Raw genomic sequence first — 16,977 nt, forward strand, 5'->3', positions numbered from 1 at the left:
TACATTTCTACCGATTGCACTCATGGATCGTCATTACCCTTACTCTTTTCTTGCCGTAATTTTCCTTCCAGTGACTGTTGCCGCGGCTCCCGTTTCTGTCATCAGCTGGCAAGGCACGACCGAGATCGCGACAGGGCCTGGCGAAAAGGGGCCGTGGGAGCAAAACAATTCCCGCTACAACTATGTTGACGATCCAACGGTAAGCATTGATCAGCGCGGTAACGTGGCCTTGGCCTGGGTCGACCAGACGCGCAAGGATGTCCTGTTCCAGCGGCTATCACCGGATGGCAGCAAGCAGCTTGCCGGACCGGTAAACGTGTCGCGCAGTCCGGGCACCTTTTCCTGGATTCCACGGATGGCGCGTGCCACGGAATCGCCGGAACGCATCTATGTTCTCTGGCAGGAAATTATTTTCTCGGGCGGCTCGCACGGCGGCGACATGCTGTTCGCTCGCTCCGAGGACAACGGCGCGACATTCTCCGAACCTCTCAACCTTTCCCGTTCTATGGGCGGTGACGGCAAGGGGCGGATCAATGCCAAGGTCTGGCATAACGGAAGCTACGATCTGGTTGCGGGACCGGATGGCACGCTTTATACAACGTGGACCGAGTACGACGGAGCATTGTGGTTTAGTCGCTCGACCGACGGTGGGAAGAGCTTTTCACCGCCGCAACTTGTCGGCGACGGCAAGAACGCCGCACCCACACGTGCACCGTCGCTTGCGCTGGGCAGCGACCGCAGGATCTACCTCGCATGGACCACGGGCGAGAACGACAACGCGGATATACACGTGGCAAGCTCTGTCGACGGTGGAATGACGTTCGGCGCACCGGAGATCGTCGCTCCGGGCAAGGGCTACTCGGACGCCCCCAAACTTGCCGCTTCACCGGACGGGATGCTTCACCTTGTGTATTCCCAGAGCAGGGGCGGTCCCTTCGACCAGTATCAGGTTATGTATACGCGGTCGGCCGACGGGAGAAAGTTTGATGCACCTCGCGTGCTTTCGATCCCGTTGCCGAAGGGTGTGGAAAGTGCAGCCTATTCGTCATTCAGTATTGATGCTGCCGGCCGGCTATATGTCGTGTACGAATTGTTCCCCGATTACCGGGAACGGCCTCGCGGACTTGGCTTCAGCGTTTCCATTGACAACGGCAAGAGTTTTACCGCGCCGGCGCTAGTGCCTGGGAGCCGCGACCCAAGCGGGGGAGCGAACGGCAGCCATCAGGGACTGATGATGAACAAGCTTGCGGTGAATCGCGACGGGAACATAGGCATTGTCAACAGCAGCCTTCTGCAAGGTAAGAAAAGCCGTGTGTGGCTGATCCAGGGAAAAATTTCGGGTTGACTGCGGCATCTCTCTCTTTTCCGGAGTAGCTGCTCACGGTCCTGCTTCGGACGAAAAATCACCTCTGCTGGATAGGCTGCAGGCGGCTGCACTTGCTTTGACGTACGGTTGGGGAGTTGTGCTAGCTCGTGATTTGCTGACAAGGCTCGTCGACAGTTTTCGTTACAGGCAAATTCGTATGCTGCCTGGTGAGGCCGGCCAATAGTGTTCAACGGCGGACCAGTCAGGTCGAAAACGCTAGATGAATACCAAAACGTCGTCGCCAGCCGCAAATCTCCAAAGGATCTGGAAGAGCCTTTCCTGATGAAGCCGGTGACCGTCGCGGTGATCCACAACATCGCGTTTGTGAAGGCGCATTGCCCGATGCTTGGGTTTAACTATGTCGATTATTTGTCCTTTGTCCATACCGAAGGGACATGGCATATCGTCAGCAAAATGTTTACGGACGTACCGCTTTGAGACCCTGCCGGCGCAGCCCCGCAGTCAAAAATGCCGGCTGCTGTATCGGGTAGAATGAAAATTCTTCAGCTGTACAACCGGGCCGCGTCACGAGAGTAATCCGGCACGCGTGACGAGCCCCTACCGAGGATGTGTCATGCCACTTCGTCTGCCGCCACTTTCTTCCCTCCGTTTTTTTGAAGCGGCTGGCAGGCACCAGAGTTTCAAGCTGGCCGCAGCGGAATTGAATGTGACGCCGAGCGCCGTGAGCCATGGCATCGTCAGCCTGGAGCAAGCTCTCGGCGTCGAACTGTTCACCCGTGAACCACGCGGGCTTTCTTTGACGCCGGAGGGAGCGGATTATCTGCTCTACATCGCCGAAGCATTTTCCCTGATTGCGACCGGGACGCAACGCCTGCCCAATCGTCGCGCACACCAGACCATTGCCGTTAGTTGCGCGCCGACGCTCGCGTCTCGCTGGCTGCTGCCGCGTCTGCATGGCTTTCGTCAGCGCTGGCCTAACATCAGCGTGACCGTCGATACGTCACGCCAGCAGGTTGGCTTTCCGGTCGATGGATTCGACTTTGCGATACGCATGAGTCGGGCGCCGGTTGCCGGTGCGGCATGGAACCGTTTGTTTGGGGAGAAGCTGGTTCCCGTGTGTAGCTCTTCCTATCGAGCTGCCCTGCTTGAGGGGGCAGGAAAGCCGGACTTGCGGCGGGCGACGCTGATCCATGTCAATCCGGCGAGCGAGGACTGGCAGACGTGGCTGGAAGGCGCCGGGATGGAAGGCATCGCCCTGTCCGGCGGATTGCGTGTCGATACCATCCAGCTTGCGTTCGAGGCAGCGGCGGCCGGCCTCGGCGTTGCCCTGGGCCGGCGGCCGCTGGTGGATCCCGATCTCGAATCAGGTGCCCTGGTTGAGGTTGGCCTGGATCCGATTCCGGCACGCACCGCGTATTGGCTGGTGAGTTCGCAAGGCGCCGATCATCGGCCCGACCTCGCGGGCTTCAAGCAATGGCTGCTCAGGGAGGCGGGCACACTCCGGGAAACCCCGCAGCCGTCCGACCCGATTGCACCGGAGCGCCACGCGGGCGCCGCCCGGAACTGATTCGTTCTGCTACAGCGCATCGTCGCGTACCCGCGCTGCGTCGGACAGGTGAAGCCAGTTCACCTGTGATCAAACACTTTTCGTTTGCTGCATCAGCATCCCGCTGCCAACATTGTCCCAGGAGGACAACACTATGTCGGCAGGCACCACCACTTATTTTGCGGCACTGAAAAACAGAACAACGCTCATCATCATCGCCGGCGCACTCATCCTGAGCGCCGCCATGGGAATCCGGCAAACCTTCGGCTTGTTCATCGGGCCGTTTTCGTTTGATCGCGGAATGCCGGTGTCGCTGATTGCGTTTGCGATCGCCCTCCATAATCTTGTGTGGGGATTTGCGCAGCCGTTTGCCGGCGCTGCCGCGGATCGCTATGGATCCGCCCCGGTCGTTGGGTTTGGCGCCATTACATTTGCCTGCGGCCTGGCACTTGCATCTATTGCGCAATCGGGCACAGTCCTCGTGATCGGCATGGGACTGCTGGTCGGTATCGGCATCAGTTGCACCAGCTTTGGCGTGGTACTCAGCGCCGTGGGTCGCGTCGCATCCGCTGAAAAGCGGAGCATGGCAATGGGCCTGGCCAGCGCGGGCGGATCGCTGGGGCAGTTCCTGCTGGTTCCGCTGACGCAGACCACACGAGAAATGATCGGTGTGCCGGGTTCGCTGCTCGTGCTCGGAGGACTGATCCTCGCCATCGCACCACTCGGCATTCTTCTTGATCGCCGCGAGACTGGAAGCACGGTGTCCAAGGAGGTGTTACCGGCCGCCGATTCCCTTACTTTTTCGTTGAAGGAAGTCTTGCTGCTGGCAAGCAGGCATCGCGGCTATCTGCTGCTGACACTGGGCTTTTTCACCTGCGGCTTTCAGCTCGCATTCATCGCAACGCACCTGCCCGGCTATCTGTTCCTGTGCCACATGCCGACGGGCCTTGGCGCGACCGCACTGGCGCTGATCGGTCTTTTTAATATGGTGGGGACCTGGGCATGCGGCTGGCTTGGCGGGCGCATCCGCCAGCAAACCGTGCTCGGATGGCTTTACCTGATCCGCGGCGTCGTCATTGCAGCGTTCTTTCTTCTGCCGAAATCGACGGCATCGGTTGTCATCTTCGCCGCCGTGATGGGCCTGACCTGGCTGGGCACCGTGCCATTGACGAGCGGACTGGTGGCCAAGCTGTTTGGCGTCCGGCATCTCGGCACCTTGTTTGGCATCTGTTTTCTCAGTCACCAGATCGGTTCCTTCCTGGGTGCCTGGCTCGGCGGTTTTGTGTTCGACCTGACAGGTTCGTATACCTGGATATGGGCAGCGACTGCTGCGGCAGGATTGTTCGCTGCCATGCTGCATTTCCCCATTGACGACACGGCCGTGCACACTCGCGACATCAATGGGAAACCTGCAAGTGCATGAAAGATGAAACAGAAAACGTATCAGGAAAAGACAATCACGCCGCGTGCATTGATGCCCGAGCTCAGGTCCGCGAATGCCTGCGGCGCTTCGTCGATCGTATACGTCCTGGTGATCAATTCATCCAGCTTGAGATGATGCGTGTTGTACAGGCGAAGCAGACGCGGAAAATCTTCGCGCGGACGCGCTGATCCGAAGTAGCTGCCGGTCAGCGTCTTTTCACCGAAGGTCAGCGATGCGGTGCGAATCGACGTCATGTCCTTGAGCCCGGCAACGCCGACGACCACGGCGGTTCCGCCCTTGCCGAGCACGCCGTAAGCTTGCGCTGCAATCTCCCCCGATCCGACGCATTCAAATGCATAGTCAGCGCCGCCCTGCGTCAAGGCATTGATTGCCTTGACCACGTTGTCGGTACTCTTTGCATTGACGACATGGGTTGCGCCAAATTCGCGGGCCATGTCCAGCTTCCTGTCGGAAGTGTCGACCGCAACAATCATCGCCGCCCCGGAGATCACACAACCCTGGATCACATTCAGGCCGACACCGCCGCAACCAAAAACGACGGCGACCGTGCCCGGCGACACCTTGGCGGTGTTGATCGCGGCGCCCACCCCGGTCATCACGCCACAACCGACCAGCGCGGCTTTTTCCAGCGGTACGGCGGCGTCGATCTTGACGACATTGTCCATGTGCAGCGTTGCGTACTCCGACATCACGCCGCATCCGGAAAAAACGCTCAAGGGATTTCCTGCAAGGTCGCTTGTCCGGACAGTGCCATCCGGCAGTGTCATGGTGGCTTTTCCGGCCTGGTCGCACAGTTGCGGACGTCCTGTCTGGCAATAGCGGCACTTGCCGCACATGCTGACAAAGGAACTCAAGACATGATCGCCCACCTTGTATTCATCGACGCCTTCACCGAGCGCGACGATCACGCCCGCGCCTTCATGACCGAGAACGAGCGGAGGCGGAAAAGGAATGGTCCCGTTGGTCGCCGACAGGTCGCTGTGGCAGACACCGCAAGCCGCCAGCTTGATCATGACTTCACCACGTCGGGGAGCGTCGACAAGAATGTCTTCCACCACCACAGGCTGGTCCTTTTCCCGCCAGACAACGGCACGTGATTTTTGTTGCATAGGGCTCCTCGCTTTATTTGACTGAATTTGACTGAAAAATGGGTCAACCGGGATAGCGAAACTTACCATGTCGGCGTTTTATCATGCCTTGGGCTGTTCAGGTAGGCATTGCAAGAATTTTTCGGAACAGGTCAGCCTGGTTGGCGGTTGGTGCAAGTGGTTTTGCCACAAGAAATCCTTGTATTTCGTCGCACCCCATGTGGCGAAGAATAGTGAGCTGCTCCTTTTTTTCGACTCCTTCGGCAACGACACGCATGCCCAGCGCATGTGCCATCGTGATAATCGCTTCAAAGAACACGTTGCCCTGGTCGGTCTTCCCGAGCTGGGTGGTAAAGGCGCGATCAACTTTGAGCACATCAAAATCGAGTTGCTGAAGCTTGGCAAGGGATGAATAGCCGGTCCCAAAGTCGTCAACCAGCAGCGCCATCCCCTGGTTGCGCATTTCGCATAATGCGGTCGTTACGTCTTCACTGTCTTCCATCATTGCAGCCTCGGTCAACTCGACCTCGACCAGGCGCGGATCGATGCCGTAGCGGCTGATCGTGCGCTGAAATACCTTGGAGATATTGGCCTCATTGAATTGACGGGATGAAACGTTGACCGATACCGGCACGACGTATTTTCCTTGCGCTGCCCAATAGGCGATCTGAGCGCAGACCTTTTCAATGACGAGCTCCCCGAGTTGAACAACCAGGCCCGATTCTTCGGCCAGGTCGATGAAATCAATTGGCGTCAGCAGGCCTTCCGACGGATGGACCCAGCGTACCAGGGCTTCCAGGCTGGACGTTTGTCCGGTAACCAGTTCAATGCGTGGTTGGTAGTACAGGACGAACTGATCGCGCTCGATGCCATGCCGGAGTTCGCTTTCTCTGTGAAGACGCGCACGCAAGGCATCGAAAAATGATGCATCGAAGAAGCGGTAGGTACGCTTGCCAGCCGTCTTGGCGGAGTACATGGCGATGTCCGCATGCTCCAGCAGACTTCCCGCATCGGTGGCATCGCCGGGATAGATGCTGATGCCGATGGACGTCCCGATAGTGGCCGTGCCTTCCTGCAGGCGAAAACCCTTATTGAAGCCTTGCAGCACGCGTTCCGCCACATGCGCGGCATCGTCCTCGGTGACGATGTTCTCAACGATGACCAGGAATTCGTCACCGCCCAGACGCACTACCTTGTCATGTGGACGCACAGCCTCCTTGAGGCGACGTGCCGCAATGCGCAATACCTCGTCGCCGGCGGCGTGCCCCATGGTGTCGTTGACCTTCTTGAATCCGTCCAGATCGATAAACAGCACGCCCAGCTTTTTGCCGCTGCTTGATGTCTGCGTAACCGCATCGGGAAGAAACGATTGCACCCACAAGCGATTCGGCAATCCGGTCAGCACATCTTCGTTGCCGCGACGCTCCAGTTCGCGCACATGCGACTTCTCCTTCGAAATGTCGCGCATGGTGATGGCAAGATTGCCTTCCGCATAGACAGCCTTCAGATAGACGCAGCGGTGTAGCGATTCATCCCTCGACATCAGCTCCAGTTCTCCTTCGAATTCGCCGTTGTCGATGGCTTGCATCAGCGCCTGATACGCGCGGCGAAAACTGACAGGATCATGCAGGTAGGATATCTTGGCGCCAATGAATTCTTCCTGCCGCAGCTGAAACAAGGCGGCACCGCGCCGGTTACAGTCCATCGCTTCGAAATCGACAATGCGTCCCGACTCGTCAGTGATTGGCCGTGCAATATAGAATCCTTCGCTGCCTGCCTCGGTGGCGATCCGATAGGTCGATTGCGCCATCTCCAGCTGACGTTTACGGGTGGCCATCCGCAACGCGACGAGTGCCGCGGCGCAAGACAGGAGCAGCACCACAAACGTCAGGCTGACGGCCGTCTTGATCAGACTGGTACGGCGTTGCCCGTACGGCGCCATGAATGTTTGCTCGTCCAGCGCAGTCAGGGCAATCAAGTCATAACCTGTCAGTTTTTGCCATCCCACATAGCGACTGCGGCCATCCCTGAACATCGTGTTCCGAGGAAAATACCTGCTGTCTGCCGGTGTGCTGAAGTCAAGCGCCGCCGGAATCGGGTTGGTTGCAGGATCGTAGACGGTGGCACCGGTGCGCGCAGCGCGAACCAGGCCATCGGTACCAACTGCCCCGATGAAGCCATGTTCCCCGAGCGTCACCGTGTCGTAATTTGCCGTGAGGAATTCAAGCTTCACAGTGAGCAGTACCACACCGTCGAATGTGCCTGACCGCGACGTTAAGCGGCGAGAAAACTGGATGACCGCATTGCCTGTTGAACGTCCCCATGTTGGCAGGCCCATGAACAAGAAGTCGCGCGGTGCGGTGACATGTGCCAGATAATAAGGGCGATCGCTTACATCGGGGCTGGTACGTTCCACGTTTGGGCCGAAGGTACTCGTCAGGCGCATGCCGTCCCGGCTGACAATGCTGACATTGAACGGCGCCGCTTCAGGAAATACGCCTCGGGTCTTATAGTCTTCAAGGCGAAGATTGCCTTCGGTATTTTCCCACTGTAACTTCAGCACCATCAATAACTGGTCAATGGTGTCCAGCGTCCGGGCAAGATGGCCCGCATAACCTCTGGCAAGAATGCCTGCTTCGATCAATGCGGAATTTTCAGCCTGGCGTCTTTCCGCAGAGAGCATCGACAACAGCGATACCCAGCCCACCGCGACGACGACGATCCCTATTCCCAGCCAGATAACGGGGATATACAAGAGTCGCGACACAGCGCCTGTCCGGCTTCGCAATTGCCCGAGCCGCGATGACTCGCCGTTGACGTCTTCCGAGGATGTTATAGGCTTGTCCATGAGCTGCTGCAACGGGCATGTCGCTGGGCCATGTTGAAGGGCAATCACAAAAGCATAGGCTTAATTGCCGCTGCATTTTTGCGAAACGTTAAGCATGCCGTGTGCGCCAAAGTCTTATGGCTATTGGTCGAAACGCGAGTTCCGTGGCCTCCGCAGTGGATTCCGTGGTAAGCCCGGCCCCTGGGTTTTCCGCTTTGCCAAAATGGCACCCATGACTCACACGATAATTTGATGAACTAACGCAACATTCTTGCAGCTGTTGTTTCCTTTTGCTTGACCTGCTACGAGGCGGGATCACGTCATGCTGGCAGAAGCAGCGTTTGCGGCGTGATCAGCAATGTCATCCGTATGGTTACCCGGCGGCGCATTCAATAGTTGAATGAAATCCGCGCCGAGCATGGGCTTGGCCAGCAGGAAGCCCTGTGTCTGGTCGCATCGCAGTTCCTGCAACATTTCCAGCTGCGCATGGGTTTCGACGCCTTCGGCAACGACTTCCATGTCCAGCGCATGGGCGAGGCCGATGATGGCGGACACGATCGATATGCCATTCTTATCGCCTGCGGCAAGAGTCTGGACAAATGCCCGGTCGATTTTCATCTGATGGACGCCGAACTCCTGAAGATGGCTCAGGCTGGAGTAACCGGTACCGAAATCATCAATGGCGAGATTGAAGCCCGCTTCTTTCAGCTTGTCTACGGTCTTGCGAGTCTCTTCAGCGTTTTCCATTGCGACCGATTCGGTAATTTCAAACATAAGCAATGCGGGTACGATGCCGTAACGTTCGGTCACACCAAGGATGTCCTCCACCAGCGATGGAGAGCGAAGCTGGATCTGGGACAGGTTGACCGCAATGCGAACAATCTGCAGGCCTTCGGCCTGCCACGCATTGAGCTGCCGGCATACTTCCTCGATCACCCACTGCCCGACCCGAATGATTTGCCCCGATCGTTCAGCAATAGGAATGAATTCCACAGGCGACACCATGCCAAGCTCGGGATGCCGCCAGCGCAGCAAGGCCTCGGCGCCGAGGATGATGCGGTCAACGCACGTAAATTTGGGTTGATAGTGGAGGAAGAACTGGCCATCCTTCATCGCCGATACCAGGCTTTGCTGAATCGTGATATTGCGCAGCGTCGCCGCATTCATGCTGCGTTCATAGAAACGGTAGTTGTTGCGTCCGCTGGACTTGACTTCGTACATTGCCGCATCGGCGCGGCTGAGCAGTTCATCCACGTTGTCACCATCACGCGGGTAGATGCTGATGCCGATGCTGGGCGAGATAGGCATACGGACGCCCGGCAGTTCAAAGTCATTTCGAAAGCTCGCCAGCACCTTTTCGGCAATGTGCGCGGCGGCCTCGATATCTGGAATGTCTTCCACCAGCAGGATAAATTCGTCCCCGCCAAAACGGGCGACGATGTCATGCTTGCGAACGACGCTTCTCAAACGCTGGGCCAGGTCTTTCAACACTGCGTCGCCGCTGCTGTGCCCAAACGAATCATTGATTGCCTTGAACCCATCCAGGTCGATGAAATACACGGCGAAGCGCTTCTCGCCCGTGGACGAAGAAGCAATCGCCACTTCCATGCGCTCAACAAGGAAGGTGCGGTTGGGCAAACCGGTCAGGGCGTCATGGGTGGCCTGGTGCTGAAGCCGCTCCACAAAACGATTGGTGCGTGATTCGAGACGCGCATCGAGCACGGAGAGAACGACGGTGATGGCCAGAATGCTCAGCGTCGCGCCGCCGACGGACACCGCCAGCCAGCTTGCGCTGATGTCGGAAGCAGCACGACAGATCGAGTCCGCCGGAAACTTCGCCGCAGCCATGCCGGTGTAATGCATGCCGGTAATGGCCAGGCCCATCAGCAGCGCCGCCCCGAAACGTCTTAACCACAGCCTGCCCGGTTGGGCCCCGCGTAACGCATTTGCCATCCATAAGGCGGCGATCGACGCGACGATGGCAATGATCACCGACGCAATCAGGATGGTCATCGTATATTCAATCTCGGGTTCCATCCGCATGGCTGCCATCCCGGTGTAGTGCATCGAGGCGATGCCTAATCCCATGATGACGCCGCTGAACATCAACCGCCGGAAAGAGAGATCGCGACGCGTGACCAGATTCAGGGCAAAGTAGGAAACCGAAGCGGCGATCAGCAGCGAATAAAAAGTGATGGCCGGGTCATATCCCAATGGAATGGGCAATGAATAGGACAACATGCCGACAAAGTGCATCGACCATACACCCAGGCCCATCGCAATCGCGCCGCCAATTAACCAGTAGCTGCGATAAGTGGTTTTGCCCAGCGTCGCAATACGCCCCACCAGATCCAGCGTGGTGTAGGAGGCAATCGTGGCGATGAACAAAGAAGCGATGACAAGCGGATAACTATAGGAGCCTTGCAACATGACATGTCGCCCGCCTGATGCGGACGTCCGAAATTAGGTTCGACAGATTGACGGCGCGGGTCGACATACGGCGTCATACGGTAGGTAATACGCGGCATGATCGGGGCACGCAGGTGGCGACCATGCTTCGTCGATGAGAAAAACCCATCGATTAGCTGGGCGGGATGAAACCTATTGGGCGATGCAAGCAATGTGGAGACCGGTATTTGGAACGCCGGTTGGTCGACAGGTGCTGTTCGTCACACGCGCACGCGAGAAATTGTCAGAACGGCATATTTGAGGGCGTCCTGAGCGTGCGCAATATTGCCGCAACGCATCATGAAGGATATCTTAATTCGGCGCGACTTGCTGGTGGAAAGACAAATTCTGAGCGCCGCGCAACAGCTGGGGATGCACTGAGGATGCAATAACGTATGCCAGTGGCACATAAAAACAAAAGGCCCCGCAGGGCCTTTTGTTTTTTTACTGAGAAACAGTCAACTACTTGAGCGCATCAAACACGGCGCGTGCGGCAGCATGGCAGAACGGCGGCTCGTAGACACCGTGGTAATTACCGTAGTAGGTCGCAAATGCCGCACTGGTCGGATCGGTCGGTGCCCTGCCACCGACGCCAAAGGCCGCCTGCACCTGCGGATCGACGTCGGCCGATGTCACGTTCGTCAGGCCACGGCTGCTGAAGTCGGCTTGCGCCACATCCCGATGCACGGCAGGCGGCACGGTTGGATCACCCGCACCTCCGCAGAGCAGCGTACGCGCCTTCGGGTTCCAGCCCAGCAGGTCGTTACGCTTCGCAGCCTGGAACAGCGCATTGTTCGGGTTGGTCTGCGAATCGGTAATGAAGGCCGGCTGGAATACCGCATCGCGCGCCTGATTGGGCGTCACACCCGGACCGCCGGGCAAGGTGCCGGAAGTTACCAGGGTGGTGTAGTTCAGCGTCGGGGACGGCAACAGGTTTTCAATGTAACTTGCATAAGGCGCCTTGAAAGCCTGGTTGACATTGCTGTAGACGTTGCCATAAGCCTTCTGCCATGAAGTGACCAGATAAGGCACAAAAAACTGATAGCCTGCAATGGCATCGGTCAGCTTGAACGAGCCGGACAAATTGTAGGGACCCGCGAGGTGCGCACCGGCGACAACACCAATTTCACCCGACAGGTCGCGCTCGATCGCACGCTGTGCGGCGAACGACGAGTGACCGCCCTGCGAATAACCGGCGAGCATCACCTTGCCCGACAGGTTGATGTTGCGCGATGAGGCAGTCCTGCGCGCGGCACGGATGGAATCGATGACGGAACTGGCCTCGGAATCGGCGTGCAGGTAGGGATGGTACGAATAGGTCGATTTTGCGAAGCCGAGATAGTCGGTTGCGACCACGGCGTAGCCCTGCGCCGCATACATTGCCATCAGCAGGAAGGTTTCCGAATCGTTCGGATTTGCCAGGGTGCGCGGTTTTTGCACATCGGTTCCCTTGGCATAGGCTACCAGCGGCAGGCTGTTGCTGGCGCAGGTGCCTGCCGGAACCAGCATGACGCCTGAAGAATTGGTTTCCTCCTGATTAACACCCACGGTGGCATAGTTGAGCGAGATGACCTGTACATCGCATTTAGCCTTGCCGGAAATCGGCTGCAGGCCGGATGACGCGGTACCGGCATCGACTTGCGCGGCAGTGACCGTCGCCAGAAGTTGCGGCGCCTCGAGCAGGGTGCCGCGATTATCTCCGTTATCGCTGCCGCCACAAGCGGTAAGCATGACTGCGCCGAGCAGTGTCAGCCCGACGGTATGCCTTGATGTGATCTTCATTGATTGTTGTCTCCAGTAATTTTAAAACCTGCGGCGCTTATTGCTCCGGCAGGCGTCTTCTGCAGTACTATCCGTGCTATCCGGTGCAGGCGTGTCCGAATCCGGATGGACATCGGGTGCTACGGCAGTGTTGAATCCTGCCTTAAGCTCGAACGCCATCTGTTCCGCCAAGCAGAATTGGATTTTGTTCTTGTAAATATCATATAACGCGGAAATAGCTGTGTAACGAATTCAAGCGAAAAATTTTGCTCGAAACCGCGCCGAAATGATCAAACTCAACCTGGAAATTTTTTACGTGGCCGTTTTGGACCGATGCCAAGTTGGCGGCTTCATTGCAGCAGCGCTGATGCATGCTTGAAACTCCCATGTCGGTACACCGTCAAATGCCACGCGGCGCGGCGCGCTGCTGTTATCAATAATTTAATAGTTTGCCGGCTGGCCGGGATTTTCCGGGAACGCGCGCGATTTGTAGGAAGGTAGATGAAGCGGAAAAAAACTGTCGATCCCAATCAGCTTGAGCTTGCTCTTTTATTTAGTCCTGACACTGAGCGTCGGCACGAAACAGATGCAGTAACAAGGCCAGCCGCTCCGCATTCGCCTGTTTCAATACCAGTACGGGCGAACCATACGTTGGCGGAACAGGCGTTGCCACCGGCATCAGAAGGTGTACCCGAATCCAAGTTTCAGCCTGAGCCTGGGCCCGAGTTTGAAGCGGCATCGGAAGAAGCCTTACAGGCGGTGATCCAGGAGCCACGGCTGTGGTCCGAGAGCGGATGGACTGCGCGGGTCACGATGAATGACAATAGCGACGGCTGGGCGGTCGAGATGACGATGGATGGTGATGCCGGCCCGTCTCTGGTTATGCCTTGGCCCAAGGAACGCGGCAGCGACGAGCCCAAGCCGCTCGATGTAACGGCCGTTGCCACATTGATTAAAAATGCTGCCGCAGAACGCCGCAAGCACGAGAAACAGTTGCACGCCATGCTGCACAAAAGCGTCAAGGTGGCGACCCGCTCCGCCATGGTCACAGTGGCACTCGACATCAGTCCCGACGAAGACAATGCGACTGCAACGCTGACTGCTTATGATGAGTTCGCGGTGCAGCTAGCACAAGTCCGCGTTGCACCGACGTTCAAGTTAAACAAGGCGTCGGCCGCCAAGTGGATCGATAGTCAGTTCCGGCGACCTGAACGATAGTCGTATCTTCTTATGGCTTGCGCCCGAGAAAACCGCCCGTGATCGTGGCCCCCGTCTGGGCATCGGAAAGCTGAAATGCGCCGGCGATTTCCATGGGTCCTACACCTTCCGTACCCCCGGTGACGACCGGGCCGAAAAACCGTGCACTGACCCCGCCGGTCAGTGTGCCGGCAGTGGCCGTACCCGTCGCATAGTTGGCGACATTGCTGTTCGCCGCCCCGGCCGTGATGTTCGTCCCGATGGCCACCGGAACCGGCACGACCGGTTCGGTATCGGACACTGAATTTCCGATGATGACCTGCAGCTGGCGTGTCACAAAATTGGCAACGACCGTAGCGGTGCCACGGAAAGGGACGGGATCGCTCTGGCCGTTGGGCGTGTACCAGCCGACGACCATTGCAGCATAGCCGGCGGCACCCGCCACCGGAACTGCGGCGGGATCGGTCACCGCACCAAACGCGACGACACCGCGCCGAATCTTGTTGTGTTCGACGCCGCCGCCCCATTCGGCAATGTCCACCGTATCCTGGGACACCCAGGTAGCCAGATTGGCGACATGATAATTCCAGGTGGAGATACTGCGATATCCCTTGGTGCCGGCATTCGGAAGTCCGATGCCGCCATCGCCACCGGGAAAGGCAACGGCAGTGCCGTTGGGTTCCTGCGCTGCTCCCGCGCGGATGTCGCCGTCACTATGCAGGCGGCTCGCAATCGACAGATCGCTGATCGCACCTCCCTGTCGCCAATCGCCCAGCGCGACTTTCAGCCCGGTTGACTCTGACGTCGGACACGGCTGACCGGCCGGGCAGCGCATCGGCTCAGCACGTGGAAAGTAACGATTGTTGGCATAGTTGGCCTGCGTTCCGTTTGCGCCCTTTAGCGCAAAGTCGAAGAAATTAAAGTTCGCCGGAGGCGGCAGCGGAACATCCGTGACGGTTCCATTGGCTGCCAATTGCGTACGTCCCTGTGTCGTCCCGAAATTTTCGATGATCGGCGGACGCTCCGTCCTGCCATCCCAGCTTAGCCCAAGCTTGCTTAGCAACAGTACAGGCGCCGAGGGAATGGCATTGGCATCCTTGGCCAGCCTGACTTCAGCCAGACCGCCGGTAGCCGGCGCCAGCCCTGTCGCGCCGGTAAGGTTGGGATTGTTAGGTGCAAGATCGCTGGTAGAGTGCCCATATACCTGTACCCCTGAACTGGTGAGCGTCACGCCGTTATCGATGCGCAGGACACTGTTGCCACTGCATTGGTATGTCGCTCCTTCCGGGCATGTCATGACGGTGGAACCGGTTACGGGATTAATGATGGCTTGCGCTGATACCGAACCTGCGGTTGCCATCAGGCATGCAAAGCCGACACGCCGTCCGAACATGACGATATGCTTGCCATGCCTGCCAATAAAAAGGAATGGTAAGTTGATTTCTTTCATTGCTGACGGTTTTCCATAGAGAGAGGAACCTGCACAACGTTAAAGGAAGCAGTTGTGACGCGGCTCTGCGGTCGCCGGGCAATTGTCCAGCATAGGACAGCGTAGTGAATCGCCTTTGAGTTGAAGGCTAAAGTGGCACGGGCTTGAGGTGGCTCAACGAGCCGGCACGCAGGCGTGCCTTGCCGAAATAATGCGATTTTCCGACTGGACTATGGATGGATGTTGCCGCCGACAATGCATAGGCGATGACGACATCGCCTATGCGTCGTACGATCAACCACGCAGTTCGTCGACCTTGATGGTAGTGGTCTTGGTCGCCCCTCTGCTCCATAGCTCGGCATTGACCGTCGAGCCTGGCTTGGTGCCGCCGATCAGGCGGGCCAGATCAGCCGTCGTCTGTACCGGCTGGCCGTTGAGCGAAGTAATCACATCACCTGGCCGGATGCCGGCCCTGTCCGCCGGACCGCCATTCTGTATCGCGGCCACCAGCGCGCCCTTGGCTTCCTTGAGTCCCAGCGACGTGGCGATGTCATACGTCAGTTCCTGTAACTGCACGCCGATGCGTCCGCGCGAAACCCTTCCAGTTGCACGCAGCTGGTCCGAGATGCCGATCGCAATATCAATCGGAATGGCAAACGAGATGCCCATGTAGCCGCCAGTCTGGCTATAGATTTGCGAATTGATGCCGACCACTTCACCCCGTGTACTGAACAGCGGCCCGCCCGAGTTGCCGGGGTTGACCGCGACGTCGGTTTGTATGAAGGGCACATAACTTCCATTGGGCAGCATGCGGCCTTTGGCGCTGACCACGCCAACGGTGACACTGTTATCGAAGCCGAATGGTGCGCCAATCGCCGCGACCCATTCTCCGGGTTCCAGCCTGCCTGGATCGCCTATCGTTACGACCGGCAGCCCGGTTGCGTCGATCTTCAGTAGTGCTACGTCGGTATAGGGATCTGCACCGATGACCTTCGCCTTGTATTCGCGTTTACTGGTCAGCTTGACAGTGACTTCATCGGTCTCCGAGATGACATGCGCGTTGGTCAGCACATAACCATCCTGGCTGATGATGAAGCCCGAACCAAGGCTGCCGGCAGGCGCTTCGCCGGCATCCGGCTGCCCGCCGAAACGGCGGAAGAATTCACGCAAGGGATGACCTTCCGGCAGTGCCGCCGCGTTGCCCTGGTTGCGTGAAAGCCGGACTGCGCTGATGTTGACCACACCGGGGCCTTGCTGCTTGACTAGGTTGACAAAGCTTGGCAGTTCGACGCCGGAGCCGGTGGCCGGCGTCGCGACGCTGCCCGCTGCTCCCTGCGCGGGTGCCGGTGCTTTCTGAGCCTGGGCCGGCGCTTGTGGCGGTGCGTCGTCATTCGATTTCGAGCAGGCGGCGAGCAGCAATGCGAGCGCCACCAACGTGGGTTTAAAACTGGCGTGTGACCGGGTCATCATTATTCTTCTCCATCATGCGGACTTGTGAACAGGAATGTTAACGCTAATGGCAGCATTGCTCACTGCACCAGTACTACAAAATAAAAATACTGGCGCGCATTGCTTCACCCGCAATCAAGTTTCATGCCGGGTCAATACATTCCCTCGGCAGCAACGGCATCATTCCTATGGGATTTTTATTAGATCGATGCATACCAGCAAATGGAGGCATGGGTATGGGCATGAACAGATTTGCCGAAAGCTTGGTAATTGTTACTGGCGATGGCGATGGCGTCCTAGCCTGATGCGCAGCAATATGACGGATGACATGTTTGCCGATCCCGCCATGATGACAAATTTTCGTGAGTGGATTCCGCTTGCGCGTGGCGATGCGTGCTTCATCAACGGCGTCAATCTGCCGATCGATGGTATAGCGATGCTCGGATTACTGTAGAAAAACG

The 16,977-nt window shown here is 57.8% G+C and carries 12 protein-coding genes; 6 read left to right on the top strand and 6 right to left on the bottom strand.

The genetic code is table 11. From position 1 onward, the window contains the following. Positions 1–22 precede the first annotated feature (22 nt). The 4 genes from ASE07_RS01830 (at position 23) to ASE07_RS01845 (ending at position 4,296) form a co-directional block, all read left to right on the top strand. The gene (locus ASE07_RS01830) at positions 23–1,345 is read left to right on the top strand and encodes a sialidase family protein (RefSeq protein WP_057289105.1); all 1,323 of its coding nucleotides are present in this window, start codon (positions 23–25) and stop codon (positions 1,343–1,345) included. Positions 1,346–1,549: 204 nt separating this feature from the next. Then, on the top strand, positions 1,550–1,804 hold the full coding sequence (locus tag ASE07_RS01835) for a nuclear transport factor 2 family protein (RefSeq protein WP_057289106.1): 255 nt from the start codon (positions 1,550–1,552) through the stop codon (positions 1,802–1,804). Positions 1,805–1,940: 136 nt separating this feature from the next. Then, the gene (locus ASE07_RS01840) at positions 1,941–2,894 is read left to right on the top strand and encodes a LysR substrate-binding domain-containing protein (protein ID WP_082583894.1); all 954 of its coding nucleotides are present in this window, start codon (positions 1,941–1,943) and stop codon (positions 2,892–2,894) included. Between the two features lie 133 nt (positions 2,895–3,027). Beyond that, positions 3,028–4,296: an MFS transporter gene (locus tag ASE07_RS01845; RefSeq protein WP_057289107.1), complete on the top strand. Its 1,269-nt coding sequence runs from the start codon at positions 3,028–3,030 to the stop codon at positions 4,294–4,296. 20 nt (positions 4,297–4,316) lie between these two features. Here ASE07_RS01845 and ASE07_RS01850 read toward each other — a convergent pair whose 3' ends face one another. The 4 genes from ASE07_RS01850 to ASE07_RS01865 all read right to left on the bottom strand — a co-directional run bounded on the left by ASE07_RS01850 (position 4,317) and on the right by ASE07_RS01865 (position 12,462). Next, entirely contained in the window at positions 4,317–5,426 is a 1,110-nt protein-coding gene (locus tag ASE07_RS01850) for a zinc-binding dehydrogenase (protein WP_057289108.1), read from the bottom strand. A gap of 97 nt (positions 5,427–5,523) precedes the next feature. After that, on the bottom strand, positions 5,524–8,253 hold the full coding sequence (locus ASE07_RS01855) for a bifunctional diguanylate cyclase/phosphodiesterase (RefSeq protein ID WP_057289109.1): 2,730 nt from the start codon (positions 8,251–8,253) through the stop codon (positions 5,524–5,526). A 294-nt stretch (positions 8,254–8,547) separates the two neighbouring features. Further along, a complete protein-coding gene (locus ASE07_RS01860; RefSeq protein ID WP_235548314.1) occupies positions 8,548–10,662 on the bottom strand; it encodes a putative bifunctional diguanylate cyclase/phosphodiesterase in 2,115 nt (704 codons plus the stop codon). Positions 10,663–11,142: 480 nt separating this feature from the next. Next, entirely contained in the window at positions 11,143–12,462 is a 1,320-nt protein-coding gene (locus ASE07_RS01865; protein ID WP_235548315.1) for a lipase family protein, read from the bottom strand. 480 nt (positions 12,463–12,942) lie between these two features. On the opposite strand from ASE07_RS01865, the gene ASE07_RS30475 reads away from it, so the two are divergent. After that, entirely contained in the window at positions 12,943–13,659 is a 717-nt protein-coding gene (locus ASE07_RS30475; RefSeq protein ID WP_327196032.1) for a hypothetical protein, read from the top strand. Between the two features lie 10 nt (positions 13,660–13,669). On the opposite strand, the gene ASE07_RS01875 is transcribed toward ASE07_RS30475, so the two are convergent. Together ASE07_RS01875 and ASE07_RS01880 are read right to left on the bottom strand one after the other, a co-directional pair. Further along, positions 13,670–15,088 carry a hypothetical protein gene (locus ASE07_RS01875; RefSeq protein WP_057289110.1) on the bottom strand — a complete coding sequence of 473 codons (1,419 nt, stop codon included), beginning with the start codon at positions 15,086–15,088 and terminating at the stop codon, positions 13,670–13,672. 273 nt (positions 15,089–15,361) lie between these two features. After that, positions 15,362–16,537: a Do family serine endopeptidase gene (locus ASE07_RS01880; protein ID WP_235548316.1), complete on the bottom strand. Its 1,176-nt coding sequence runs from the start codon at positions 16,535–16,537 to the stop codon at positions 15,362–15,364. A gap of 46 nt (positions 16,538–16,583) precedes the next feature. Between ASE07_RS01880 and ASE07_RS28565 the strand changes: the two genes are divergently transcribed. Next, on the top strand, positions 16,584–16,970 hold the full coding sequence (locus ASE07_RS28565) for a hypothetical protein (RefSeq protein WP_156396325.1): 387 nt from the start codon (positions 16,584–16,586) through the stop codon (positions 16,968–16,970). Positions 16,971–16,977: the final 7 nt, after the last annotated feature.

It is taken from the genome of Noviherbaspirillum sp. Root189, from assembly GCF_001428545.1.
Taxonomy (GTDB): domain Bacteria; phylum Pseudomonadota; class Gammaproteobacteria; order Burkholderiales; family Burkholderiaceae_D; genus Noviherbaspirillum.